General features: G+C 69.9%; 22 protein-coding genes and 1 tRNA gene. 12 read left to right on the top strand and 11 right to left on the bottom strand.

All coding sequences use genetic code 11. The annotated features are described in order from the left end of the window. Nucleotides 1–39 precede the first annotated feature (39 nt). Together G4D86_RS29030 and G4D86_RS29035 are read right to left on the bottom strand one after the other, a co-directional pair. On the bottom strand, nt 40–1,857 hold the full coding sequence (locus G4D86_RS29030; protein WP_163997303.1) for a DUF4091 domain-containing protein: 1,818 nt from the start codon (nt 1,855–1,857) through the stop codon (nt 40–42). A 189-nt stretch (nt 1,858–2,046) separates the two neighbouring features. Next, nucleotides 2,047–2,376, bottom strand: coding sequence for a hypothetical protein (locus G4D86_RS29035; RefSeq protein ID WP_163997304.1), 330 nt, complete (start codon nt 2,374–2,376; stop codon nt 2,047–2,049). Between the two features lie 588 nt (nt 2,377–2,964). Between G4D86_RS29035 and G4D86_RS29040 the strand changes: the two genes are divergently transcribed. Continuing rightward, nucleotides 2,965–3,906, top strand: coding sequence for an ADP-ribosylglycohydrolase family protein (locus G4D86_RS29040; protein WP_163997305.1), 942 nt, complete (start codon nt 2,965–2,967; stop codon nt 3,904–3,906). Nucleotides 3,907–3,996: 90 nt separating this feature from the next. On the opposite strand, the gene G4D86_RS29045 is transcribed toward G4D86_RS29040, so the two are convergent. Both G4D86_RS29045 and metF read right to left on the bottom strand, forming a co-directional pair. After that, nucleotides 3,997–4,425 (bottom strand): hypothetical protein, encoded by a 429-nt coding sequence (locus tag G4D86_RS29045; RefSeq protein ID WP_163997306.1) that lies wholly within the window; start codon nt 4,423–4,425, stop codon nt 3,997–3,999. Beyond that, on the bottom strand, nt 4,422–5,294 hold the full coding sequence (gene metF, locus G4D86_RS29050; protein ID WP_163997307.1) for a methylenetetrahydrofolate reductase [NAD(P)H]: 873 nt from the start codon (nt 5,292–5,294) through the stop codon (nt 4,422–4,424). Before metF ends, G4D86_RS29045 begins: the two co-directional genes overlap by 4 nt. A 96-nt stretch (nt 5,295–5,390) precedes the next feature. On the opposite strand from metF, the gene gcvT reads away from it, so the two are divergent. The 5 genes from gcvT (at nt 5,391) to G4D86_RS29075 (ending at nt 11,989) form a co-directional block, all read left to right on the top strand. Then, nucleotides 5,391–6,473, top strand: a complete 1,083-nt coding sequence (gcvT, locus tag G4D86_RS29055) for a glycine cleavage system aminomethyltransferase GcvT (protein ID WP_163997308.1) — start codon at nt 5,391–5,393, stop codon at nt 6,471–6,473. Nucleotides 6,474–6,503: 30 nt separating this feature from the next. Beyond that, nucleotides 6,504–6,893, top strand: a complete 390-nt coding sequence (gene gcvH, locus G4D86_RS29060; RefSeq protein WP_163997309.1) for a glycine cleavage system protein GcvH — start codon at nt 6,504–6,506, stop codon at nt 6,891–6,893. A gap of 79 nt (nt 6,894–6,972) precedes the next feature. Continuing rightward, on the top strand, nt 6,973–9,879 hold the full coding sequence (gcvP, locus tag G4D86_RS29065; RefSeq protein WP_163997310.1) for an aminomethyl-transferring glycine dehydrogenase: 2,907 nt from the start codon (nt 6,973–6,975) through the stop codon (nt 9,877–9,879). Nucleotides 9,880–10,100: 221 nt separating this feature from the next. Next, nucleotides 10,101–11,615, top strand: coding sequence for a DUF7125 family protein (locus G4D86_RS29070; RefSeq protein WP_163997311.1), 1,515 nt, complete (start codon nt 10,101–10,103; stop codon nt 11,613–11,615). After that, complete coding sequence (locus tag G4D86_RS29075; protein WP_163997312.1) at nt 11,612–11,989, top strand: response regulator; 378 nt, start codon at nt 11,612–11,614, stop codon at nt 11,987–11,989. The genes G4D86_RS29070 and G4D86_RS29075 overlap by 4 nt, the downstream gene beginning before the upstream one ends. Nucleotides 11,990–12,002: 13 nt before the next feature. On the opposite strand, the gene G4D86_RS29080 is transcribed toward G4D86_RS29075, so the two are convergent. From G4D86_RS29080 to G4D86_RS29090, 3 genes are all read right to left on the bottom strand, one after another. Further along, nucleotides 12,003–12,914, bottom strand: coding sequence for a cation diffusion facilitator family transporter (locus G4D86_RS29080; RefSeq protein ID WP_163997313.1), 912 nt, complete (start codon nt 12,912–12,914; stop codon nt 12,003–12,005). Nucleotides 12,915–12,986: 72 nt separating this feature from the next. Then, nucleotides 12,987–14,228 carry an energy transducer TonB gene (locus G4D86_RS29085; protein ID WP_163997314.1) on the bottom strand — a complete coding sequence of 414 codons (1,242 nt, stop codon included), beginning with the start codon at nt 14,226–14,228 and terminating at the stop codon, nt 12,987–12,989. A 120-nt stretch (nt 14,229–14,348) separates the two neighbouring features. After that, nucleotides 14,349–16,187, bottom strand: coding sequence for a SpoIID/LytB domain-containing protein (locus G4D86_RS29090; RefSeq protein WP_240360526.1), 1,839 nt, complete (start codon nt 16,185–16,187; stop codon nt 14,349–14,351). Between the two features lie 153 nt (nt 16,188–16,340). Here G4D86_RS29090 and G4D86_RS29095 point away from each other — a divergent pair, with 153 nt between their 5' ends. Continuing rightward, on the top strand, nt 16,341–17,999 hold the full coding sequence (locus tag G4D86_RS29095; protein WP_163997315.1) for a right-handed parallel beta-helix repeat-containing protein: 1,659 nt from the start codon (nt 16,341–16,343) through the stop codon (nt 17,997–17,999). A 123-nt stretch (nt 18,000–18,122) separates the two neighbouring features. Here G4D86_RS29095 and G4D86_RS29100 read toward each other — a convergent pair. Further along, nucleotides 18,123–18,194, bottom strand: a tRNA-Cys gene (locus tag G4D86_RS29100). A gap of 151 nt (nt 18,195–18,345) precedes the next feature. Here G4D86_RS29100 and G4D86_RS29105 point away from each other — a divergent pair. From G4D86_RS29105 to fdxA, 4 genes are all read left to right on the top strand, one after another. Further along, nucleotides 18,346–19,497, top strand: a complete 1,152-nt coding sequence (locus G4D86_RS29105; RefSeq protein ID WP_163997316.1) for an acyl-CoA dehydrogenase family protein — start codon at nt 18,346–18,348, stop codon at nt 19,495–19,497. Nucleotides 19,498–19,635: 138 nt separating this feature from the next. Then, nucleotides 19,636–19,989 (top strand): rhodanese-like domain-containing protein, encoded by a 354-nt coding sequence (locus G4D86_RS29110; RefSeq protein WP_205519805.1) that lies wholly within the window; start codon nt 19,636–19,638, stop codon nt 19,987–19,989. A 75-nt stretch (nt 19,990–20,064) separates the two neighbouring features. After that, a complete protein-coding gene (asd, locus tag G4D86_RS29115) occupies nt 20,065–21,153 on the top strand; it encodes an aspartate-semialdehyde dehydrogenase (protein ID WP_163997317.1) in 1,089 nt (362 codons plus the stop codon). Nucleotides 21,154–21,261: 108 nt separating this feature from the next. Beyond that, nucleotides 21,262–21,597: a ferredoxin FdxA gene (fdxA, locus tag G4D86_RS29120; RefSeq protein WP_163997318.1), complete on the top strand. Its 336-nt coding sequence runs from the start codon at nt 21,262–21,264 to the stop codon at nt 21,595–21,597. Between the two features lie 74 nt (nt 21,598–21,671). Here fdxA and G4D86_RS29125 read toward each other — a convergent pair whose 3' ends face one another. The 3 genes from G4D86_RS29125 to G4D86_RS29135 form a co-directional block, all read right to left on the bottom strand. Then, complete coding sequence (locus tag G4D86_RS29125; RefSeq protein WP_240360527.1) at nt 21,672–22,289, bottom strand: hypothetical protein; 618 nt, start codon at nt 22,287–22,289, stop codon at nt 21,672–21,674. Nucleotides 22,290–22,641: 352 nt separating this feature from the next. Beyond that, a complete protein-coding gene (locus G4D86_RS29130; protein WP_163997320.1) occupies nt 22,642–23,691 on the bottom strand; it encodes a hypothetical protein in 1,050 nt (349 codons plus the stop codon). A 16-nt stretch (nt 23,692–23,707) separates the two neighbouring features. Next, the gene (locus G4D86_RS29135) at nt 23,708–24,883 is read right to left on the bottom strand and encodes an MFS transporter (protein ID WP_163997321.1); all 1,176 of its coding nucleotides are present in this window, start codon (nt 24,881–24,883) and stop codon (nt 23,708–23,710) included. A gap of 77 nt (nt 24,884–24,960) precedes the next feature. Between G4D86_RS29135 and G4D86_RS29140 the strand changes: the two genes are divergently transcribed. After that, a complete protein-coding gene (locus G4D86_RS29140) occupies nt 24,961–25,437 on the top strand; it encodes a GNAT family N-acetyltransferase (protein ID WP_163997322.1) in 477 nt (158 codons plus the stop codon). Nucleotides 25,438–25,439: the final 2 nt, after the last annotated feature.

Genomic DNA, 25,439 nt, shown 5'->3' on the forward strand with positions numbered 1-25,439 from the left:
GGGAACCGAGCCGCGGTGCGAGTGGGGGGCAGCGGTGCATCACCGGGCGCTGAAGCGCCGCCGCTTCAGCGTCCACAGGAGCGTGCCCAGGCCCGCCGCCAGGGCTGCTCCGGGATTGCCGGCCTCACAGCCGCACGCGCCAGTTCCGTCCGACGAGCCCGGCCCGACCTCCGAGGGGTCGGGGGGCAGGGCATGGACGAGCTGCACCGCCCGCTCGATGAGCCGGGCCCGTGCGTTCTCGAAGGCCACGGGGTCCAGCGACACCTGGTTGGGCGAGGGGACGAGCTCGAGGGCAACCTGCTCGGCGAACGCGGGGTCGCCGCCGTTCGCGACGAGCATGAGCCACTCGTAGTCCTGCACGCCGGCGCGAAGCAGCTTGAGGCGGAGGCTCGGGAGCGGCACGTCCGTGCGGCCGCCAATCCTCGCCGGCGTGCCCGGGTAGAAGAGCGTCCCGTCGCCATTGCCGCCGTAGAAGAACTGGTTCGTCCACGCCGTCGCCAGGCGCGCTCCGGTGTCGTAGTACGTCTCGCCCGAGGCGCGCAGGAGGAACACCAGCCACGGCATGGCGCGGTTGAGGTTGGCCGGGGAGTCCACCGTGTACGCCGGCCAGCGCTGCCCGGCGGGCAGGATTCCGGTACAGCCGTGGCTGGTGCAGCTCTGATACAGCCAGAGCGACGTGCCGGGCCGCGCGAGGAAGGCGTCGTAGTCCGCCCGTGACGCGTCCGCGTCGAACAGGACTCCCGCCGGAGTGATGCGCTGGATGAGGACCGACATGCGGCTGATGAGCCCGTCCACCCCATGGGTGCGCGCCGCCGGCAGCGTGGTGGTCACCATTCGGAGCAACTCCGGCGCGGCGTGCTCGATCGCGGTGGCTCGTGCGCGGACCTCGTCGAACGAGCTGAAGAGTGGGGGCTCGTCCCCGGTGTAGTCGTACGCGCGCCCGAGCCAGCCACGGGCGGAGAAGTGGGCCACGAAGGAGGAGAGGGCCTGTGGCTCCAGGGGCCCCAGGTACCGGACGCTCGTCATCCTCGCGCCGCGCAGTCGGGTGGGCGCGGTGCCGTCCAGCAGGGGCGCATACGCCGCGTCGAACTGCTCCCAGGGCCCCACTTCCGGCTGGAGGACCAGCACGTTGGAGAGCGTGAAGCGGTGGTCGAGCGCCAGCCGGGCGTATCGCTCGAGCAACTCCAAGCGCACGGTGTCACCTCCGCAGTCCTTTCGCCCGGTGTGCGCCTCGCAGACCTGGTCCGACCCGAGGCCGAAGGACGTGGGATAGGACGGCGTGCTCGGGAGGGTGAAGTCGACGACGTTGAGCGTCACGGGGACGGAGGCGGTGAAGCCTCCCCGGGCCTGGACTTCCACCGAGCCCTCGTAGCGCCCGGAGGGTGCGTCCTCCGGCACGAGCACGTCCACCCAGAGGGCCCGGGCCTCGTTCGGGGGGACGTCGAAGGGAAAGGCGTTGCGTGGCTCTCCGGCGACCTCGTCCACCGCGGGGATGAGCGCATCCGGCCACCGGCCCGGTGCGATGGCGACATCCGAGGGGATGGCGATGTCCAGGAAGTCCTGCCGGTACAGCGTGAGCTGGCGGACCCCGATGAACGTGGGCCCCACGAGTGCCTCGAACCGGGCCGTCACTTCCGCCGCACCGGTGTCTCCGCCGTGAATCACCACCTGGAAGCCCAGGGCCTCGTTGCGCGCGCCGAGCAGCTCCACGGGGGCCGCCGCGCGAGGCTGCGTTTCCGGGTGCACCTTGAGCATGAGGCTCTCGCCGTACACCTGGGGGCCGGCGAGCGCGGACAGGCCCGCCAGCGCCAGGCCCAGCGCCAGCACTCCCGGCCATGTCCGCCCGTGTGTTCGCAAGGCCCGCTCCTGTCACCGGTGACAGGGAAGGAGATGGGGCGCAGCGCGCCGGGCTCCCACCTGTCCTCCGGGGCAGCGGCCTGGCGCTGTAGGAGGGCGGACGCAGGTGATGCGTGATGCGTCCACGGAAGGACGCGGTGCTGCGCTCCGGGACATGCTTCGCGGCGTCGAGGTGTGCGCGGGCTCAGCTCACTCGACGCCACCGCGCATGCTGTCTCCGCCCGTGTACGAGCTGCCACCCGTCGCCGCGCCGCCGCCCATGATGGTGCCACCCGCGCCCGAGCCATGCGTGCCGGACCCATGAGCACCGAGGGAACCGGCCGTGCCCGAGCCGCCCCTTCGCTTGTCACTCGCGCCGGAGCCAGGCTCCGCGTTCGCGGTGGCGCCGCCGCTTCCCGGAGCCGTGGCGCGCGTGCTGCCCGTCTCCTGGGCCCTTTCCTTCACGCATCCACCGCCCGCGAGCGAGACGGACACCAGGGCTCCCACCATCACCGCACCCCGGAGGTTCTTCATCGTCATGCCGGTCCGCCTCCCGACCCGACGCGGGTCCGCGCAACGGTGGGCAGGCCTACCCGGGGCGGGTATCGCTCCCGGGTTCGGGCTTCCCTTCGCGCGCTGACAGAACCCGTGACGGAGGGGCAGTAAGCTCCGTCCGCTTCACGACCCGGAGCTGCCGCTACTGCTCACAGCGACCCGGGCAGGGGCAGGTGATGCACGTTTGTTTCTCGCAGTGTCCCTCGGAACAGTCCGAGTCGCGCTCGCACCCGGCGATGCAGTGCGCGTCTTCGTTCGCACAGCCCAGGCACGCGAAGTCAATGGCGCATTGTGCACTGGACTGACAGACGGCCCCCTCGGGGACGCTGGAGTTGTCGCGGGTCCGGGAACCGCCACAGCCGGCAAGCAGTCCCACGGAGAGCGTGACGAGCATGAGCATTCGCATGGGCCCATCATGCTTCATGTCGCATGCCACCGGCTGCCCCGAGCGCGGGCCCGCCCGGCCGCATCCGGGAAACTGACACCCGCAGCCGGAAGGCTCAGATATTCGAGGGCCGCGCTGCTAGGTTTTGGACCCGAGTCCCCGACAGCGGGGAAGGGGAGGGTTCAGTCATGCCGACGCGCGAGGAGCGAATCTCAGGTGGGGTGTACGGGCTGCTGATTGGGGACGCGCTCGGGGTGCCCTACGAGTTCCATTCGCCGCAGCAGCTTCCCCCCGCCGAGGCCATCGACTTCGAGCCGCCCGCCGGCTTCCAGCGCGCGCATGACGGGGTGCCGCCGGGTACCTGGTCCGATGACGGGGCGCATGCGCTGTGCCTGCTGGACTCGCTGCTGTACCACGGCCACCTGGACCTGGAGGACCTCGGGCGGCGGTTGGTGAACTGGTACGAGTGGGGCTACCTCGCCGTGGACGGCAAGGTGTTCGACGTGGGCATCCAGACGGGCAATGCGCTGGCGCACTTCCGCGCCGGAACGCCCGCGCTGATGTCCGGCCCGAAGGGGGAGCGGGACAACGGCAATGGCTCGCTGATGCGCGTGTTGCCGATGGCGCTCTGGCATCAGGGCGATGACGCGAAGCTCGCCTCGGATGCGATGGCGCAGTCACGGGTGACGCATGGGCACATGCGCTCGCAGGCGTGCTGCGCGGTGTATTGCCTGTGGGCCCGCCGCATCCTGGAAGGCGCCGCGGACCCGTGGGCGGACGCGCTGGCCACCTTCCGTGAGTTGTATCCGGAGGGCTTCGAGGCCCGCACGGAGCTGGACACGTACATCGCGCGGCCGGATGCGGAGGACTCGCCGGGCAATGGCACCGGGTACGTGGTGGACTGCCTGCGCTCGGCGCGGCAGTGCGTGGCGGCGGGGCGCGACTACGAGGGCGTGGTGAAGGCGGCCATCCGGCTGGGGCACGACACGGACACCACGGCGGCGGTGGCCGGCGGAATCGCCGGGCTCATCCACGGCGTGCAGGGGATTCCGGAGCGGTGGCGCTCGGCGCTGCGTGGGCAGGAACTGGTCGAGCCGCTGATGAAGAAGCTGCTCGCCTCCGCGCGATAGACGTCCAGCACGTCCCCCGGCATCGCCGCGCTCGCGCCCCACGCGCCGTGCTCACCGTTGATGAGCGTGAGCACTTCGTGCGCCTGGCTTTCAGTTCCGGAAGGCTTCGCGCACTCCGTCGCGGCGCAGCGTGAAGAGCATCCACACCGCCACCGGCACACTGATGAAGCACGCCGGCAGCGAGGGGAAGAGGGCGGTGATGGCGCCCAGGGTGGCCAGGCCGTAGCCCTTGAGCTGCATCGCGCTCAGCGCCGCCCAGACGGCGAGCGTGCCGCACAGGATGGCCGCCGTCACCGAGAGCACGAAGTACCACGACAGCTCGAAGACGCCGCCGGCCTGCGCCGCCTCGGCGGGCGCGAAGGGCGAGGGAATCTTGAAGATGAACAGCACCACCTGCAGCACGTTGAACAGGATGGACAGCGAGCCCGCGCACAAGAGGAAGAACGCGGGCGGCCGGATGATGTTCAGGATCTTGATGCGGGGGTCATCGGGGGGGAGCTGGATTCCAGGGCCACTCATGAACGGGCTCTCAGGGCGCTCACAATCATCCGCGTCGCCGGGGACTTGTTGAGCGTGTAGAAGTGGATGCCGGGCACGCCGCGCGCGAGCAATTCCATGCACTGCACCGTCGCGTGCGCCACGCCGAGCTGCACCAGCGCGTCCGGCTGGTCCTTCACCCGCTCCAACTGCAGCGCCAGCCGCATGGGCACGGTGGCTCCGCACATCCGCGTGAAGCGCTGGAGCTGCTCGTAGTTCGTGATGGGCATGATGCCGGGGACGATGGGGACGTTGATGCCCGCGCGCCGTGCCCGCTCCACGAAGTCGAAGAAGAAGGCGTTGTCGAAGAAGAGCTGCGTCACCACGAAGTCCAGCCCCGCGTCGACCTTCTCCTTCAGATGACGCAGGTCGTCGTCACGGGACACCGTCTCGACGTGGCCCTCCGGATAACACGCGCCTCCGAGGCAGAAGTTGAAATCCTCTTCTCGGATGAATCGCACCAGCTCCGAGGCGAACTGGAACCCGCCCGCGGGCGGCACGAAGGTCTTCTCGCCCTGCGGCGGGTCTCCGCGCAGCACCAGCAGGTTGTCCAGCTTCGCCTCCGCCAGCCGCTTGAGCAGCTCGCGCAACTCATCCCGCGTGTGGCCCACGCACGTCAGGTGCGCCATGGCCTCGATGCCCGTCTCCTTCTTGATGCGGGTGACGAGCTCCACCGTCCTGTCCCGCGTACTCCCGCCCGCTCCGTAGGTCACCGACACGAAGCCGGGCTGAAGGGGCGCCAGGTCCTCGAGCGCCTTGAGGAGGTTGGCCACGCCCTCGTCCGTCTTCGGTGGGAAGAACTCGAAGGAGAAGCAGGGGTTGGATGGATTCAACCGATTACGAATCTTCATGTCGCCCCCAGTGTAGACGTTCCCCGTCGGCCTTGATTGGCGAAGTCTCGCGGCTATAGTCCGCGCCGTTTTCCACACCCCCTCCAGGAGAGATTGATGGCCCGGCGTACGCCCCTCAACGAGGCCCACCGCAAGTTGGGTGCTCGGATGGTCGACTTCGTGGGTTGGGACATGCCGGTCCAATACTCGTCCGTCATCGGCGAGCATGAAGCCGTGCGCACCGCCGTCGGCCTGTTCGACGTCTCCCACATGGGCGAGGTGGAGTTCTCCGGCCCCGGCGCCCTCGAGACGGTCAACGCCCTCATCTCCAACGACCTCGCCCGCATCTCCGACGGGCAGGCCGTCTACGCGGGCCTGCTCGACGAGAAGGGCACCTTCGTCGACGACATCGTCGTCTACCGCTTCAGCCCCGAGAGCATCTTCATCTGCGTCAACTCCAGCAACCGCGAGAAGGACTTCGCCTGGATGAAGGAGCACGCCAAGGGCGTGAAGCCCGTGGACCGCGGGGACGACTTCGCGCAGATCGCCGTGCAGGGCCCCAAGGCAGCCGGCCTGGTGCAGCGCCTGACGAAGACGGACACCTCCAAGATTGGCACCTACCGCTTCGCCGAGGGCGAGGTGGCGGGCGTGAAGAGCGTCATCTCCCGCACCGGCTACACGGGTGAGGACGGCTTCGAGCTGTACTGCGCGCCGGACGACGCGGTGAAGCTCTGGGACGCGCTGCTCACCGAAGGCCAGCAGGACGGCGTGAAGCCGTGCGGCCTGGGCGCTCGCGACAGCCTGCGCACGGAGATGAAGTACGCGCTCTACGGCAACGACATCGACGACAAGCACACCGCGCTCGAGGCGGGCCTGGGCTGGATCGTGAAGCTCGACAAGGCCACCTTCATTGGCAAGGACGCGCTGGTGGCGCAGAAGGCCGCGGGCGTGAAGCGCAAGCTGGTGGGCTTCGAAGTCACGGGCAGCGGCATCCCCCGCCACGGCTACGCCATCCACAAGGACGGCAAGCCGGTGGGCGAGGTGACGAGCGGCACCATGGGCCCGTCGGTGAAGAAGGCCATTGGCATTGGCTACGTGCCCACCGAGCTCTCCGCGGAGGGCTCCACCTTCGACGTGGACATCCGCGGCCGCGCCGTGCCCGCCGTGGTGGTGAAGACGCCGTTCTACAAGAAGCCCTGAAACCTCCAGCCCCATTTGAGGAGCAACGACATGGCCGATACGATTCCCGGCGACCTGAAGTACACCAAGGAGCACGAGTGGGCCCGCGTCCAGGGCAAGGTGGTGGTGGTGGGTGTCACCGCGCACGCCCAGGAGGCGCTGGGTGACGTGGTGTACGTGGAGCTGCCCAAGCTGGGCGCCACCATCACCGAGGGCAAGCAGTTCGGCGTCATCGAGTCCACCAAGGCGGTGTCGGAGCTGTACTCGCCGGTGACGGGCACGGTGGTGAAGGTGAACGACGCCCTGGCGGACAACCCCTCCACCGTGAACACGGACCCCTATGGGGCGGGCTGGATTGTCGAGGTCGAGCTGTCGGACCCCAAGCAGGTGGACGCGCTCATGGACGCCACCGCGTACGGCAACCTGCTCAAGAGCGCGTAGCACGGAAACGCCGCCCCTTCGCTGTTAGTGACGGTCCTCGATTTTTTCGACTCACGACTCGCACGCGAGCCCGACTGCCATGTCCTTGAATTGGAAGTACCAGGAGTCGTTCGCCGGCCGTCACAACGGACCGGACGAGCATGAGCTGAAGCAGATGCTGTCCGCGCTGGGCGTCACCTCGCTGGATGCGTTCATCGAGCAGGCCGTCCCCCCGGCCATCCGCTCCAAGGAGCCGCTCAAGCTCGCGCCCCCGCGCGGTGAGCACGAGCTGCTCGCGCAACTGGAGGCGATTGCGGCGAAGAACCAGGTGTTCCGCTCGTACATCGGGATGGGCTACAGCGACACCCACACCCCGAACGTCATCCTCCGGAACATCTTCCAGAACCCGGGCTGGTACACGCAGTACACGCCGTACCAGGCGGAGATTGCCCAGGGCCGGCTGGAGGCGCTGCTCAACTTCCAGACGATGGTCATGGACCTGACGGGGCTGGAGGTCGCCAACGCCTCGCTGCTCGACGAGGGCACCGCCGCCGCCGAGGCCATGGCGCTGGCCGTGCACCAGAAGGGTGACGGGCAGGGCATCGCCTTCTTCGTGTCCGAGGGCTGCCACCCGCAGACGGTGGACGTGGTGCGCACCCGCGCCGAGCCGCTGGGCGTGCAGATTGTCGTCGGCGATCACCGCACGGTGGACCTGGGCTCGAAGAAGTTCGTGGGCGCGCTGGTGCAGTACCCGGCCACCGACGGCGTGGTGCACGACTACCGCGCCTTCGCGGACAAGGTGCACGCGGCGGGCGGCCTGCTCGTCGTCGCCGCGGACCTCTTGAGCCTCGCGCTGCTGACGCCTCCGGGCGAGTTCGGCGCGGACGTGGCGGTGGGCAGCGCCCAGCGCTTCGGCGTCCCCATGGGCTATGGCGGTCCGCACGCGGGCTACTTCGCCACGAAGAATGCGTACACCCGCGTGATGCCGGGCCGCATCATCGGCGTGTCCGAGGACGCGCAGGGCCGCCGCGCGCTGCGCATGGCGCTGCAGACGCGCGAGCAGCACATCCGCCGCGAGAAGGCCACGAGCAACATCTGCACCGCGCAGGTGCTGCTGGCCGTCATCGCCAGCATGTACGCCGTCTACCACGGGCCCAAGGGCCTGAAGGCCATCGCCGAGCGCGTGCACGGCCTCACCGTGGTGCTGGCGCGCGGCCTCGCGAAGCTGGGTCTCAAGGTGAAGCACGAGCAGTACTTCGACACGCTGCGCGTGGAGATGACGTCCGCGCACGTGCGCGCGGTGCTCGCCGCCTCCGAGGCGTCGCGGATGAACTTCCGCCGCATCGACGAGAAGACGCTGGGCGTGTCGCTGGACGAGACGACGCGGCCCGCGGACGTGGAGTCCATCCTCGCGGCGTTCGCCACCGGCGCGGGCAAGGCCACCGCCCCGTCGCTGGAGGAGCTGGGCGGCAACGTGGAGACGCCGGTGGAGCCGGCCCTGCGCCGCACCAGCGAGTACCTCACGCACGCCGTCTTCAACAGCTACCACTCCGAGACGGAGATGCTGCGCTACATCCGGCGGCTCGAGGCGAAGGACCTGTCCCTCACGCACTCGATGATTCCGCTGGGCAGCTGCACCATGAAGCTCAACGCCACCGCGGAGATGATTCCGGTGACGTGGCCGCAGTTCGGCAAGCTGCACCCCTTCGCCCCCACCTCGCAGGCGGCCGGCTACAAGGTCATCTTCGAGCAGCTGGAGCACATGCTCACGCAGGTGACGGGCTTCGCCGGCTGCTCGCTGCAGCCCAACGCGGGCAGCCAGGGTGAGTACGCGGGTCTGCTCGTCATCCGCGCGTACCACCAGAGCCGCGGCCAGGCGCACCGCGACGTGTGCCTGATTCCGTCCTCCGCGCACGGCACCAACCCGGCCTCGGCGGTGATGGCGGGCTACAAGGTCGTCGTCACCAAGTGCGACGAGGACGGCAACATCGACCTCACGGACCTGCGCGCCAAGGCGGACGAGCACAAGGACAAGCTCGCGGCGCTGATGGTGACGTACCCGTCCACCCACGGCGTGTTCGAGGAGGACATCAAGGAGATCTGCTCCATCGTCCACGAGCGCGGCGGCCAGGTGTACATGGACGGCGCCAACCTCAACGCCCAGGTGGGGCTCACCGCTCCGGGCCTCGTCGGCGCGGACGTCTGCCACATCAACCTGCACAAGACGTTCTGCATCCCCCACGGCGGTGGCGGCCCGGGCATGGGCCCCATCTGCGTGGCGAGCCACCTGGTGAAGTTCCTCCCCGGCCACCCCGTCATCCAGACGGGCGGCGCGGAGGCCATCGGCGCCATCTCCGCCGCGCCGTGGGGCAGCGCCAGCATCCTGCTCATCTCGTGGATGTACGCGACGATGATGGGCGGCGAGGGCCTCACCCAGGCCACGAAGCTGGCCATCCTCAACGCCAACTACATCGCCGAGCGGCTGCAGCCGCACTACCCGGTGCTGTACCGCGGCAAGCGCGGCAAGGTGGCGCACGAGTGCATCGTCGACCTGCGCCAGCTCAAGAAGACCTCCGGCGTGGAGGTGGAGGACGTGGCCAAGCGCCTCATGGACTACGGCTTCCACGCGCCCACGGTGTCCTTCCCGGTGGCGGGCACGCTGATGATCGAGCCCACGGAGAGCGAGTCCAAGGCAGAGCTGGACCGTTTCTGCGACGCGATGATTCACATCCGCCAGGAGATTCGCGACATCGAGGAGGGGCGCATGCCGAAGGACAACAACGTCCTGAAGAACGCCCCCCACACCGCGCGCGTCATCACCGGCCCGGAGTGGAACCGTCCCTACTCGCGCGAGCTGGCCGTGTTCCCCGTCGCGTGGGTGCGCGAGAACAAGTTCTGGCCGTCCGTGGGTCGCCTGAACAACGTGCTCGGTGACCGCAAGCTGGTGTGCTCGTGCCCGCCCATCGAGGACTACATGGCGGAGGAGCCGAAGGCCGCGGTGGCCTGACGCCTCGCACGGCGCCCCTGAAGTACCCGGGCCGTCTCCCCTTCGTGGGGAGGCGGCCCTCGTCTTTTCCAGAGCGCTGTCAGGTCGCTGGCCTGCCTGCTTCGCGGCCGGGCCGTCAGTGGGTTGCCGTCACGCCCGGGTGACGGGCGGCACCAGAGGGGTGCTCGCGCGAATGCTCATCGTCTGGTGGGTGACAGTGTGGGTGGACGAAGGAGCAACGTGTGGACCACAACCCTCCCCTCGCAGCGGAGGACACCCGGCTTTCGAGCAGCACTCCCTATCTGGACCAGATCCTCGACGGAGGCTGGCTGCGCGGAGGGCTCTACATCCTCACCGGGCCGCCGGGCACCGGGAAGACGACGCTCGCCAACCAGATGTGCTTCAGGTTGGCGCAGAAGGGTGAGCCCGCCGTCTACGTGACGATGCTCGCCGAGACGCATGGGCGGATGGTGCTCCACCTGCGCTCACTGGAGTTCTTCGACGCGGAGATGGTGGGCACGCGCGTCCACTACCTCAGCGGCGTGGACGCGCTGAAGACGGGCGGCGCGCAGGGGCTGCTGGAGCTGCTCACCCAGGTGATGAGGGACAAGGCCGCGCGGCTGCTCGTCATCGACGGGTTCTCCGTGGTGCGCGAGCACATCCGCGCGCACGTGGCGCTGCGCGAGTTCCTCCAGTCCCTGTCGTCGCGGGCCGGACTCATGGACTGCACCACCTTCCTCCTCAGCTCCGAGGAGGGGAAGGGGACGGACGTCGAGCACGTCATGGCGGACGGCATCCTCTCCCTCACCACGGAGCGGGCGGGGCTGAAGGTCTCCCGCGCCCTGGAGGTGGTGAAGTTCCGGGGCAGCAACAACCTGCCGGGCCGGCACGCGTACCGCATCAACGAGCATGGAGTCTCCGTCTTCCCCCGCTACGAGGCGCTCAACCCGAACAACCCCGAGAAGGTCGCCGACCCGGACCGGCGCTCGCGGTGGGGCATCCCCGGGCTGGATGCCATGTGCGGCGGAGGGCTCGTCACGCTGTCGTCCACGCTGGTGATGGGCAGCCCGGGCTGCGGCAAGACGCTGCTGGGGCTGCACTTCCTGGTGGAGGGCGCGCGGCGCGGCGAGACGGGCCTGTACTTCGGCTTCTCGGAGCGAAGCGGGCAGTTGCTGCGCAAGGCGGACTCGGTGGGGCTCCCGCTGCGGGCCCTGGTGGAGTCCGGCGCGCTGCGCCTGGAGACGCGCGCGCCGGTGGAGACGCTGCCGGACGCCATGGCGCAGGAGCTCCTCGAAATGGTGGACACGCACCACTACCGGCGCATCTTCCTGGACGGCCTGGAGCCCTTCGCCCGCGAGTCCATGGACCCGGAGCGCGCCCCGCGCTTCATGGCCGCGCTCCTCAATTCCCTGCGCGACAGGGAGGTCACCGTGCTGCTGACCCAGCACCCCGATGAGCTGTTCGGGCCCGAGCTGCACTCGCCCATGCGCGGCGTGGAGTCCCTCTGCGACAACATCCTGTTCCTGCGCCTGTTCGAGGTGGAGGACTGTCTGCACCGGCGCATCTCGGTGCTGAAGATGCGCGACAGCGACAATGACCCGCGCCTGCGCGAGCTGGCCATCTCCTCGCGGGGCGTGGAGGTGCGAGAACCGGACAGCCCGCCGGACCCCCAGGGGCCGGACCGGACCCGCGGCTCACGCCGTCCGTCGGCGAAGAAGAAGGTCTCCAGTCGCTCCCGAGGGAGGAAGCAGCGATGAGCCGCATCCTCGTCGTGGAGGACGAAGACATCCTCGCGGCCACCCTGTGCGAGGTGCTGGAGGACGAGGGCTACGAGGCCCTGTACGCCCGCAACGGCCAGGACGCGCTGCGGCTGCTGGCGGAGAAGAGCCCGGACCTCGTGCTCCTGGACATGATGATGCCGCTGATGGACGGCACTGCCTTCCTCACGGCCAAGGCCCTGGACGCGACGATTCAACACGTCCCGGTGGTGGTGATGACCTCCGCCTCGCGCTCGGTACTCCAGGGACACGGCGTGGCGGGCTTCCTCGCCAAGCCCTTCAAGCTGGACACGCTGCTCGACGTCGTCTCCGGCGCGCTCGACAAGGACGTGGCGCGAGGAAGGGGAGGGTGAGGTCCGGACAGCGCTACGCGCGGGAAGGCGTGGCGCTCGCCGGCTCGACATGGACGACCACGTCCACCACCTGCGGGTAGGCCTCCTGCAACAGCGTCTCCACCTGGTCCGCCACCTCGTGGGCCTGGGCGGTGGACAGGAGCGGGTCCACTTCAATCTTGAGGTCCACGTAGACGCTCTCCTCCATGCCGCGGCTGCGCACGTTGCGGCAGGAGCGCACGCCCGTCACCCCCATGGTCCGCCGCGCCACGTCCACCGGGTCCAGGCGCGCGGTGTCGGAGAGGATGCCCACCGAGTGCCGGACGATGCCGTACGCCACCCACGCCACGAAGACCATGACGCCCAGGGCAATCACCCCGTCCGCGCGCGGGTAACCCAGCCACACCAGCAACAGCGATGCGAGGACAGCGAGGGTGACGTAGACGTCGGACATCGTGTGGCTCGCGTCCGCCAGCAGCAGGGAGCTCTTGTACTTGTGCCCGTAGTGCCGCTCCACCCGCGTCACCACCATGTTCACCACGAGGGTGAAGGCCATGACGCCCGCCATCGTCGCCGTCACCTGCGGGTGCTTGTCGTGCAGCAGCGAGTCGAGCGCCATGCGCCCCAGCTCCAGCATGCCGATGCCAATCATGGCGCCGATGCCCAGCGACGCGAGCGCCTCGAACTTGCCGTGCCCGTAGGGGTGGTCCTCGTCCGCCGGGCGCGACGCGACGCCCATGGCCACGAGGCCCAGCACGTTGGAGCCGCCGTCGATGAAGGAGTGCAGCCCGTCCGCCGTCACTGACGCGGACTGGCTGAGCAGGCCGAAGCCGAGCTTGGTGGCGGCCACCACCCAGTTGGCTCCCAGGATGGCCAGCAGGACGAGGCGGACCTTCCGGTTGCGCTGCTGCAGGGCGAGGCTGCGGTCGAGGATGGGCGTTTCCACGGCGCGGCAGGGTAGTGGGAAGCCCGTCCGGCCGCGAGGAACTCGTGAGGCTGGATGCTCACCGGTACGCGCTCAGTTCGGCCCGCGGAACAGCCGCATGCGCGGGCCGCCGCCCATCTCCATGAAGAAGCCGAACTGGAACTTCACCTCCGCGTCCTGGCTCAACAGGCCCGGCGGCGGGTTGGGGAAGGGCTGCGCGCGCTTGAAGGAGGACACGGCCTCCAGGTCCAGGAAGTCCAGGCCGCTGCTCTTCTCCACCTGGACGTCCTTCAACTGGCCCTTCTCGTCGAGCGTAATCGTCAGCAGCGTGTACCGGTCCTTCCCCGCGAACGTCGCACCGGTGGGGTCCCTCCGGCGCATCTGCTCGTTGGGGTTCCAGTGCATGCCCACGCTCTGCTTCACGCGGTTGAAGAAGCTGGCGTACTTCCACTCGCGCGTGTTGAGGAGGGTGGCGTCGCCCTCGTCCGCCTCGTCCAGGTGGTCATTGGGGGCGGCGCCCAGCACCTTGTCCATGACGGCGCGCGAGGGCTGCAGCGCGGCCATGCCCGGCGCGCCCGCGCGCCCGGCCGAGCCCTCCTCTTCGCCCCCCACGCCCGGCTGGATTTTCAGGCGCTTGGAGTTGCCCACCATCTCGTCGCTCTCGTTCTGGTTGTTCACCACGACGCCCGGCCCCCGCGTGTTGGGGTCCGTCTTCACGGCCACCTCGTTCTTGCGGCGCGCGTCGGGGAGTTCGAGGGTGGACTTCTGGCGGGCCTCGGACGCGGGCTTCTCGTCGTTGCCCAGGCCGTTGTTGCCGGCGATGCGCGGCGCCTGCTCCTGGCGCGCGTCCGCGCCTTCCTGGGCCTGCGGCGCCGTCCGCTGCGGCATGGCGTTGCGGTAGAAGGGCGTCTGCTCCCGGGCGCGCGTCTCCTTGTTCACCCGGTTGTCGCTCTCGGCGAGGTACTTCGCGTTCGGGTCCACCTGGTCGTTGCCCGGCGCGACGTCCACCACCTGGCCCTTGGGCTTGTCCTCGGGCTTCTTCTCCTCTTCCTTCTTCTCCTTGACGCGGGGACGCTCGGACACCTGCGACTTGGAGCGCGGGTCCACTGGCCCCCGGTTCTTCGCCCACTGCTCGGCGGTGAGCGGACGGACGGCCACGGAGGTGGGCTTCGCGGGCCGCTTGTCCTTGGAGGGCGCGAGGCTGCCCGTGAGCAGCACGGCCCCCAGGTAGGCGCCGTGCAACAGGAGGGCGAGCACCACCGCGGCGACGACGCGCCACGGGGAGCCCTGCCGCCTCCGGCGGCGCCAATCTTCAGGAGAAGAACCCGTGCTCACGGCGCGATGATAAACCTCCGGGCCGGCGGTCTAGTCCCGTCCCGTTCGCGGCAGAACAGGCGGGCAGGGGAGGAGATTCGCGAGACGTGCACTGGTACGCATGAGCGCCCCCCTTCGATCTCAATAAATGGGGGCCACCTCGGCGCCGTTGAAGTAGTGACGGAGGATGTCCTGGTAGCGCTGCCCGGCCTCCGCCCGGCCAATGGCGCCTGTCTGGCACATCCCTACTCCGTGGCCCCACCCGCCGCCACGGAAAAGCCAGCCGGTAATCTGGCCCTCGACGTCCCGCTCGGCCTCCACCACCGCCATGCTGCTGTTGAGCATCCCGAAGAGGCGGCGGATGTTCAGTTCGCCCCGAATCTGCGTGGCCCCCTGGTCTCCGGACAGCGTCAGCACCCGGGCCCGCCCGGACACCCCGCGCTCGGAGAAGGCCAGGGCCTGCACCCGACCGATGCCCAGGTGGCGGGTGAGGGCGTTCACCTGGTCGGCCGTGAAGCGCTTCTCCCACCGGAACTTGCTGGGCTGCGCGAAGCTGGACAGCCGGCAGGCGGCCGGCAAATCGGTGGTCGCGAGCCACTCCTCCAGGTGCGCCGGCAGCGGGTAGCGGCCCGCCGAGGGCAGCACGTCCGGGCGCCCGCGCAGGCTGGGGTCCGGGGGGCCGCCCCACACCACGTCGTTGTCCTCCGTGTGGCCGCCGCACACCGCGCTGTAGACGGAGTCCACCAGCCGCCCGTCCTGGCTGAAGAGCCCCTCACCCCGGGTGGCCTCCACGGCGGCGGTGGTGCTGGCCACCTCGCCGGTGCGCCCCCGGTACACCGCGCAGTGCTGCTCCGAACAGAGCAGGTACGGGTCCGCCAGGTGCTTGATGCCCACCTTGGCCAGCAGCTCGCCCCGGGCGGTGACGGCCTGCGCCTTGAGCGCCTCCGGGTGGGCGCGCGCGAAGATTTCGGACGGCACCAGGCCCTTGAGCAAATCCTCCAGGGGGACGACGTTCACCACCGCCAGCGTGCCGGCGCGGTCCACCACCAGCTGAAGGGCGCCCCGGAAGGTGCGGTCCTCGAAGCCGTGGAAGTCGTAGCCCACGCCGTACTCCACCTGCCGCACGTCGAAGCCCGCGCCGTCCGGCGTCTCCGCGTCCAGCCGGTCCTGCGCCAGCCCCACCACCATGCCGGATTCATCCCGTAGCTCGAGGATGGCGCTCGCCGGGGTGCGCACCTCCTCGAAGAGCGTCGTCCGCACGCCGTACTCGCGCAGCAGTTGGGCCTGCTTGCGGCTGGCGGCGTCGGGAGGAAGCGCCTCGTCCACCAGCAGCAGGTAGCGCCGGTTGTCGATGACCTTGCCGGCGATGCCGTACACCGCGCCGAGCACGTGCGCGCGCACCGCGATGCCTCGTGTGCGCCACACCTCCTGGGCCGCGCTCAACCCCTCGCGGTCGGCGATGCGGAACTCGCCCAGCTGCACGCGCGCGGTGAGCACCGCCGGCTCTCCCTGCGTCACGCGCACCGACCAGCGCGTGCCCGCCGCCGCGTCCAGCACCTTGTCGTCGGGCCCTCCGAAGCGCAGGCGCATGCGGCCCCGCGAGGAGAACGTCACCTCGCGCCGGCCCTCCATCAGCCGGATGGGGATGCGCGGCTCGCCGCCGCGGAAGTCGAGTCGCTTGAGATCTCCCGGCCCTGGGAGGCCCTGCGCCAGCGGGTCTTCCAGCCCCGGGAGGCCCGGGCCCGCGTCGGGGCCGCCATCAGCGGCTTCGGTGAGGGGAGGGCGGGCGTCCGCGCCTCCGTCGGAGTCTTCGAGGGCACCCGGGTGGGGAAGGCGGGTGTCCGAAGAAGCAGTGCCTCCGTCAGGAGGAGCGCCCGCCTGCCCGCTCGTGGAGGAGGGAACGCGGCTGGACGCGGGCTTCGGGGCCGCGCACGCGGAGAGCAGGAGGGTGGCAAGGAGCAGCGGGACGGCGAGTCGCACGGAGGGCGCCACCGTAGTCGCGGCCCCCGTGGGCTGTCACGGCCGGACGCCCGCCGGGGCGCCTGGATTGCCACGACTTGGGGTGAATACAACGCACCGGCTCCCGCGTTGCCCCTGCTCATGCGAAATCGACGAGGCAACTGCTTGAAGCGGATGAAGACCCCGACGGCCGCCCTGGCCGCGAGCCTGCTCATGCTCGGCGCGACTGCCCACGCCGACGGCGGGCTGTTCCCCCTTCCCGGGTTCCCCGGCGCTCCGTCCTCGCCCGCGCCGATGCCCGCCCCCACGGAGCCCGGCACGCCGGCCCCCGCCACTCCGGGCGCGCCCACGACTCCTGGCATGGAGCCGCCCCTGGGCGTGCAGCCGGTGCCGAACACGCCGGTGGAGTCCCTGCCCGAGCACGCGGACCATGCGAACATCGCCGAGCCGGGCCCCCAGCCGGGCGTCTCGGCCGCGGCGCTGGCGCCCGCGGCGGCCCAGGCGTTCTCCCGTGAGTGGGTGGTGAGCCCGTCCGGCAACGACTCCGGCGACGGCAGCGCCGCACAGCCCTTCCTCACCATCGCGAAGGCCATCAGCCAGGCCAACCCCGGCGAGGTCGTCCGCGTGCTCGCGGGCACCTACAACGAGCGCATCATCCTCGGGGACAACGCGAAGGCGGGCACCCCGGAGGCGAAGATTACGCTCCAGGGCGAGGGCCGCCCGCACATCGTCCCCGGCAACGGCGGGGGCGCGCTCGTGCAGGTTCGCCGCCCCAACTGGGTCGTCGACGGCTTCGACCTGGACGTCCAGGGACAGGCCTTCTTCGCCGTCACTTTCGAGGGCAACGTGCAGGGCTCGGTGCTGGCCAACTCGGAGCTGCACCATGGCGGCGGCGGGGCCGGCGTGACGACGTATGGCAACGCCACCGGCGCCATCATCGAGAACAACCACATCCACGACTTCGTGCGGAACACCGGCAACAAGGACTCGCACGGCGTGGTGGTGCAGCCGACGTCGCACGACATCACCGTGCGCAACAACGACATCCACGACAACTCGGGTGACTCCGTGCAGTGCCTGGGGCCCGAGGGCTTCAGCTCGCTGCCGCCCGCGGACGGCCTGGTGGTGGAGAACAACCACTTCTACGCCAACCGGGAGAACGCGGTGGACATCAAGACGTGCCACAACGTCGTCATCCGCAACAACCGCATGCACCAGTTCCGCCCGACGTCCACGGCGAAGGGTGACGTGGTGGTGGTGCACTACTCCGCGCGCAACGTGACGGTGGAGGACAACGAAATCTACGACTCCGCCAAGGGCATCTCGGTGGGCGGCAACCACGAGGGCCCCGTGCCCACCGGCATCGTCGTCCGGCGCAACCGCGTGCACGACATCTCCACTGTCGGCGGCGGTGAGGGCACCGGCATCCGCCTGGAGAACTCCAGCGGCACGGTGGTGGTCAACAACACGATTTCGCGCGTGTCCACGGCGCTCATCATCGGCCACGGCACCGGCGGGCCCACGCAGGCCCCGGCGGTGCAGAACAACATCGTGGACACCACGCCCATCGCGGTGGACCTCGGCGGTCAGGCTCCGGGCATGAAGATGGGGGCCAACCTCTTCCCGGCCGGCGCGCAGTTCAAGCAGAACGGGACGCTCCAGGGACTGGAGCAGTTCAAGGCCGCCGCCGGCGACACCACCTCCACCGGCGGCTCGCCGGACCTGGGCGAGGCCTTCGCCCCGGGCGTCGCGGCGGTGGACCACGGCACCGACGTGGGCCTGCCCTTCTGCGGCGCGAGCCCCGACATCGGCGCGGTGGAAATGGGCTGCTGACGGCGGCCCGCCCCACGCCCCGGCTCGCCCGCGCGGGAGCCGGGCCGCGGGCCACGGACGTCAGCGGTGGAAAATGACAAGGCCCGATGCGGAAGCGACTTCCGCATCGGGCCTTTGTCTTTGAGGCGCCACCCGGATTCGAACCGGGGAATGAAGGTTTTGCAGACCTTTGCCTTACCACTTGGCTATGGCGCCGAGAGGATGGGGTCGGCTTTATACGCAGCCGCCCGCCGCCCGGTCAAGGATGCAACAGCAGCGTGGACGCAATGCGTCCCGCTAGCATGACGCGCACGAAGAGGTTCCACCCCGGGTGCGCGTTGGCCCCGAAGAGAGAGGTGTCCCGAAGATGCTGCACGGCCATGGGCTGTACCTGGAAGAGCATGACGCGTTTCGCCGCACGGTGCGGGCGGTGGTGGACAAGGAAGTCCTCCCGTTCGTCGCCGAGTGGGAGGAGCGGGAGGAGTTCCCCCGGGAGCTCTTCACGCGCTTTGGCGAGCTGGGGTTCCTCGGGCTGAAGTACCCGGTGGAGTACGGGGGCTCTGCGGCCGGAGAGCTTTACGAGGCGGTGCTCCTGGAGGAGCTGGGCCGCTGCGGCTCCGGGGGTGTGTCCGCCGGCCTGGGGGCGCAGTTCACCATCTCCACCGGCCCCATCCACCTGTTCGGCACGGACGCGCAGAAGCGCCGCTGGCTCACCCCCGCCATCCGCGGGGAGAAGATTGGCGCGCTGGGCATCACCGAGCCCGACGCCGGCTCGGACGTGGCGGGTCTGCGCACCACCGCGCGGCGCGACGGTGATTCCTGGGTGCTCAACGGCTCCAAGACGTACATCACCAACGGCGTGCGCGCGGACTTCGTCGTGCTGGCCGTGAAGACGGACCCGGCCGCGGGCCACAAGGGCCTGTCCATGGTGGTGGTGGAGAAGGGCACACCGGGCTTCAGCGTGGGCCGCAAGCTGAAGAAGGTGGGCTGGCGCGCCTCGGACACCGCGGAGCTGTTCCTGGAGGACTGCCGCGTGCCCGCGGAGAACCTGCTCGGCGTGGAGGGGCAGGGCTTCTCGCAAATCATGGGCAACTTCCAGTGGGAGCGCCTGTCGCTGGCCCTGGGCGCGGTGGGCGCCATGGACGACATGCTGGAGAAGGTGCTCGAGCACGTGAAGTCGCGCCGCGCCTTCGGCCAGTCGCTCAACCAGTTCCAGGTGGTGCGCCACAAGCTGGCGGACCTGTTCACCGCCCGCGAGTGCGCGCGCCAGCTCACGTACCACGCGCTGCGCCTGCACGTGGCCGGTGAGTGGGCCGTCGCCCAGACGTCCATGGCGAAGAAGGTGGCCACCGAGACGGCCTGCCGCGTGGCGGACGAGTGCCTCCAGCTCCACGGCGGCGCGGGCTACATGATGGAGTACGACATCCAGCGCCACTGGCGCGACGCGCGCCTGGGCCCCATCGGCGGCGGCACCAGCGAGGTGATGAACGAAATCATCGCCAAGCAGCTCGGGCTCTGACTGTAGGCGGGGTGCGCCCACGGTGGGCGGCGCGGTGCGGCACGCCCGCGCCGCCGGCCGGGCGGAGCAGGCGGGCGAGCGGGACGGAACAGGCCCCCGGGGCTCCGGGTTCCCGGAGAAGACCCCGCGGAGGTCCCCGTGGAGCCCATCATCGTCTGTGCCGAGCTGTACATGCGTCTGGGTGACGACGAAGTGCTCGTCCTCGACTGTCGTGATCCGTCGGATTGGGAACGCTATGCGCTGCACATTCCGGGCGCGCTGAGGATGACGCCCACGGAAATCGCCCGCGACCTCCACATGCTGCCGGACGACGAGCTCATCGTCCTGTGCGGCTGCGCCCCGGATGGACGGGACACGCGCCGCATCTGCCGCCTGCTGCGCATGCGGGGACGCGAGGCCGTGTGCCTCGAAGGGGGGCTTGGCGCCTGGGTGACGGAGGGCTACCCCACCGAGCGACATGCCTCCGCACCCCAGGTCGCCCTGCATCACTGAAGCAGGGTGGATGCAGCGCGTCGTCAAAGGGTGTATGGAGCGGCCGACTTCACCCTCCACTGGAGACACGCCCCCATGGCCAGGCTTCGCGCGGCGCTCATCGGCGCCACTGGGCTCGCCGGACAGCAGTTCATCGCGGCCCTGAAGGACCACCCGTTCATCGAGTTGACCGGCCTCGCCGCGTCGCCTCGCTCGGCGGGCAAAGCCTACGGCGAGGCCCTGAAGACGGCCAACGGCATGACGGCCTGGTTCGTCCCCGAGCCGCTGTCCCCCGACGTGGCCCGCATGCCCGTGGTGAGCGGTGATTCGCTCCAGGCGAAGGACTTCGACCTGGTCTTCTCCGCCGTGGAGGCGGACGTCGCGCGCGAGCTGGAGCCGCGGCTGGCGAAGGACATCCCCGTCTTCTCCGCCGCCAGCGCCTTCCGCTACGAGGACGACGTCCCGCTCCTCATTCCCCCCGTCAACGCCGCGCATGCCCCGCTCGTGCGGGAGCAGCAGAAGCGGCGCGGCTGGAAGGGCTACATCGTTCCGATTCCCAACTGCACCACCACCGGCCTCGCCGTGACGCTGGCCCCGCTGGCCGAGCGCTTCGGCGTGAAGGCCGTGCTGATGACCAGCCTGCAGGCCATGTCCGGCGCCGGCCGCTCGCCGGGCGTCATCGGCCTGGACATCCTCGACAACGTCATCCCCTACATCCCCAAGGAAGAGCACAAGGTGGAGGTGGAGACGAAGAAGATCCTCGGCGCCCTGAAGGCCGACGGCGCGTCGCTCACGCCGCACGACGTCCGCGTGTCCTGCACCTGCACCCGCGTGGCCGTCATGGAGGGACACACGGAGTCCGTCTTCGTGTCGCTGGGAGCGAAGGCCACCGTCGCCGAGGTGGTGCAGGCGATGCGCGAGTGGAAGGGGGCCGAGGTGGCTCGCGGCCTGCCGTCTGCTCCCCCGCGGTGGATTGAAGTGCTGGATGATCCCTTCCGCCCGCAGCCCCGATTGGACCGCGACACGCACGGCGGCATGGCCACCACGGTGGGCCGCGTGCGCGAGGACGGCGTGCTGGAGAACGGCTTCAAGTACGTGCTCGTCTCCCACAACACCAAGATGGGGGCCGCGCGCGGGGCCATCCTCGTGGCCGAGCAGCTGCGGGCCCAGGGGCTGCTGGGCTGACCCCGAATTTCGGCGCGCGCGCGCCACAGATTCAGGGTGCCATCGCAAGCTTGAACCACTACTGTGCGCGCCCACGGACGCGCTAGATTCTTCTAGAGGAGATCTCTCATGGCCTATGTCGTCGCCGAGCCTTGCATCAAGTGCAAGTACACCGACTGTGTCGAGGTGTGCCCGGTCAACTGTTTCTATGAAGGTGCCAACTTCCTGGTCATCCACCCGGACGAGTGCATCGACTGCGGCGCTTGCGAGCCCGTGTGCCCCACCAAGGCCATCTTCCCGGAGACGGAGCTGCCCGCGAAGTGGCAGGAGTACAAGCCGCTGAACGCTGACTTCTCCGCGAAGTGGCCGAACATCGCCGAGAAGAAGGAGCCTCTGCCCGAGGCCGAGGACTTCAAGGACAAGCAGGACAAGCGCGGCATGCTCGAGGCGAAGCCCGGCAAGTAGGCCGCCCGTCACGGCGTGTCCCCGGAAGGCCCTCCCGCCCGCTGGCGCGAGGGCCTTCGTCGTTGCGGGCCCCGTCATTCCGCGCGCAGCGAGCGCAGCCGGAGCCCGCGCGCCTCCAGCGCGTCCCGCAGCCGCGCCAGGTCCTCGGTGGGAAGCGGCCCCCGCCGGCCCTGGATGCGCAGCGCGACCTCGCGCGGGCCCGTGCGCTCCACCTCCACCGTGGCGTCCATCGCACCGCGCAGGCTCAGGGTCAGCGCAGGCCGCTGGGACTTCACGAAGACCTCGATGCGCTCGATGAGCTCCAGGGCCGCCTCCGCGCGCGTGGCCGGGCTCACCGTCTCGGCGCTGGAGGCACCGCCGCTTCCCGTCGCTCCAGCGCCGGTGACTCGCGACTCGTGGGTGGGCGCATCCGCCGCGCCACGGCCGGTGTCAGTGGTCGGCGGGTTGGACGCCGGCCGCGCTTCGGGGAGAGGCGACTGCACGGGCCGCGCGTCCCGTGACAGCTCGCGCGCGATGAGGTCGGTGAGCCGGTGCTCGGTGCGCTCCTGGACCTGGGTGTTGGCTTCGCCTCGCACCGTGCCCAGCCGCTGGGCCTCGGAGTGCATCGCCTGCCGCGTCCGCCCGAGGTTCTCGGTGCTGGCCAGCGCCCCGCGCGAGGTGGCGAGGACGGGCCCCGCTGCTCGGGCCTGCACAGGCGCGGGAGCACGCCCTCCAGGAAGGCCGGGGCTTCTGGTGGAGGCAACGCCAGGTCGGGGTGACGGAGCGGCTGCGCTCGTGGGTGCTCGGCCGGGCCTGGACGGTGGACGGGCCTCCGTGCCCCGGCGCGCGTCTGCCTCCTGAAGTGCCTTCTTGAACCGTGCGCCGTCCGGCTCCTGCTTCGCTGGCGCGGCGTCGGATGGGGACTCTAGAGCGTCGACCTTCATGTCATCCCTCGCTTGGGTGGCGCGAGGGAGAGAGCAGGGGACGTGCCAGGAGCCACGCCCCGGGAGGCGCCCCGGGAGCGTGCGATGCGACGGACGGGCGTCCGGGAGAGGGACGGGGCGTCTAGCGGCGCGTGCCGAAGGCGCCGGGCTGCAAGGGCGCGAGTCCCGTCAAGTCATTGACGGCGAGGGGACAGGCCTCCAGCGCCATCGGGTCCACCAGGCCGCTCACCTTCGTCCAGTCGCGCTCCGGGAACACGAGCGCGTCGCGCATCTCGATGAAGGTGATGCCCTTCTTGTACTCCCAGAAGCGGCCGCGCAGCAGGACCTTCGTCCCGCGCAGGAGCTTGTTGAGGTCCACGTACTGCGACTCGGCGAGCTTCGCGGTGATGTCCACCTTCGTGCGCTTGCGCGGCTTGCCGAACTGGAACTCGTACTGCGCCTCGGAGGGCGTCTCCGGCTCCACCCAGACGAGGCGGGCCACCATGTAGGGCTTCTCCGGCTCCTCGCCCTTCTTGAGGCGCTTCTTCTTGGGCTTCTCCAGCTTCACGTCCACGACTTCCAGCCCGGAGAAGGCCAGCTCGTGGTCCAGGTAGTTGTCGCGGAAGAGCGCCTCGGCGGTGGATGCGGCCACGGAGGTGGCGCGGACCACGTCCTCGTTGTAGCGCTCGCGCAGCACGGGCAGGGTGAGCAGGAAGCTGTCCAGCGGCTTCACGCCGTCCGACAGGAAGCGCAGCTTGGCCAGGTCGATGGCGGGGTAGTACGGCGCCAGCGCCTGCGCAGTGACAAGCCACTCGGGGGGCAGCTTCTTGTCGATGAGCACCCGCCGCACCATGGCGACGAAGAAGGCGTTGCCGGGGAAGCGCTGGTTGACGAGCTGGGTGCTCAGCGCCTGCACCAGCACCGGCTCCAGCATGAAGTTCTCATCGCGCTTGTGGAACAGCGCCCCCGTCTCACCGAGCAGCGTGAACATCGCGCCCACGACCTGCGCGCAGTTGGGGTCCTGGGTGCCCTGGCGCAGCGCCTGGTTCAGGCGCGTCTTGGCGAAGCGCTTGTCCATGTCCTCCTCGCGGAAGACGGGGTCCTGGCCGTTGCCGAAGAAGAGCTCCGGCTGGGCGACGGCGGGCATGGACAGCAGGCCCAGGGCGAGTGCGAACAGTGGGGCGTAACGCATGACGCCCGGAAGCCTATCACGAGGCCTCGGCCGGAAGGACCTCCGGCTCGGACGGCGGCGACGCCTGGAGCACCAGGACGGCCGCGACCAGCTCCAGCACGCCCGCCACGGCGAAGAGCCGGTGCCCACCCAGCCAGTCGTAGGCCGCCCCGGAGGAGGCATAGCCCACCAGCCCGCCCACGCCGAAGGTGACGGCGGCGAACAGGGCCTGCCCGGACGCGCGCAATTCCGGCGGCACTCGGCGCGCGAGGAAGGCGACGCAGGCCACGTAGAAGGCGCCGAACGTGAGCCCGTGCAGCGGCGCGAGCGCCACCAGCATGCCCGCGGAGGACGTCAGCGCCATGCCGCCCCAGCGCAGCGCGCTCGTGGCGAAGGCGAAGCCCAGCACGTGGCGCGGTGCGAGGCCTCCGGCGAGGCGTGGATACAGCGCCATCACCGCGACTTCCGCCAGCACGCCCGCGCCCGCCGTCAGACCCACCACGGCGGGGGACAGCCCCAGCGCCATGACGTGGATGGAGAGCGAGCCGTGGTAGGGCGCGCACGCCAGCCAGTGCAGGCACGTGGCCGCCAGCAGCCAGCGGATGTCGGGGTGGCGCAGCAGGCGCAGTCCGGCCAGCGGGTGCGGACGGGGACCGGGCGCGGCGCTGTCGCGCAGCGTGAGGGTCCACGGAATGAGCAGGGTGAGCAGCACGAGCGGCGTCACCACCAGCGTGCGGTCCACCCGCGTCACCCACAGGCCGAACACCACGCTGGAGGCGATGAAGCCCAGCGAGCCGAACAGCCGCAGGTGCGCGTAGCTGCCGCCGGTGCGCGCCACGTGGTGCATGGCCAGACTGTCGATGAGCGGCGTGAAGGAGGACGCGAAGACGCCGTATGTCACCAGCGTGGCTACCAATTGCGGAAAGGTGCGCGCCACCAGCAGGAGGGAGAAGGCGAGCGCCGCTCCGCAGGTCAGCCCGGTGAGTACGCGGGCGGCACGACCCGTCCGGTCGGCCAGGTGTCCCCATATCGGCGGCGCGAGCAGCGACACCAGGGGGCCGATGGACAGGAGCAGCCCCACCTGCGTCGCCGAGAGCGACAGCGACTTGAGGTACGCAGGCATGAAGGGCAGGACGATTCCTACCGTTGCGTAATAGAGGAAATAGAAGCCGGCCAGGGATACTCGGGCGGCTGCCGGATGCTGGCCTGGCATGGGGACCGCACCTTGGCATGCCGGGCGGCTTTTTCCGCCTGTTGGCATCGCGGGCTTTTGTGTACCTTGCCCCCGACATGGCCACTCCCACGGATACCACCGCGCCCGTTATCATCACCCAGATTCAGGGTGAGGCGGAGCTCATGCAGGCGCTCGCCATCCGCGAAGTGGTGTTCATCGAGGAGCAGCACGTCCCCGAGGGCATCGAGCGCGACGCGGAGGACGCCAACGCCTACCACGTCATCGCCAACCAGGGCGGCCATGCCATTGGCACGGGCCGCCTGGTGATGCTGCCGCAGGCTCCCGCCAACCAGCCCGGCAAGTGGGGGCAGATTGGCCGCATGGCGGTGCTCCAGTCGCACCGCAAGGCGCGCGTGGGCTCGCTGCTGCTGACCAACCTGGAGGACGAAGCGCGCCGGCGTGGCGTCACGGGCATCATGCTGCACGCGCAGCTGTACGCGCTCGAGTTCTACAAGAAGCACGGCTACGAGCCGGTGGGCGCCGTCTTCCAGGAAGCCGGCATCGACCACCTGGAGATGCACAAGCGCCTGTAGCC

Source organism: Pyxidicoccus caerfyrddinensis (assembly GCF_010894405.1).
GTDB classification, from domain to species: Bacteria; Myxococcota; Myxococcia; order Myxococcales; family Myxococcaceae; genus Myxococcus; species Myxococcus caerfyrddinensis.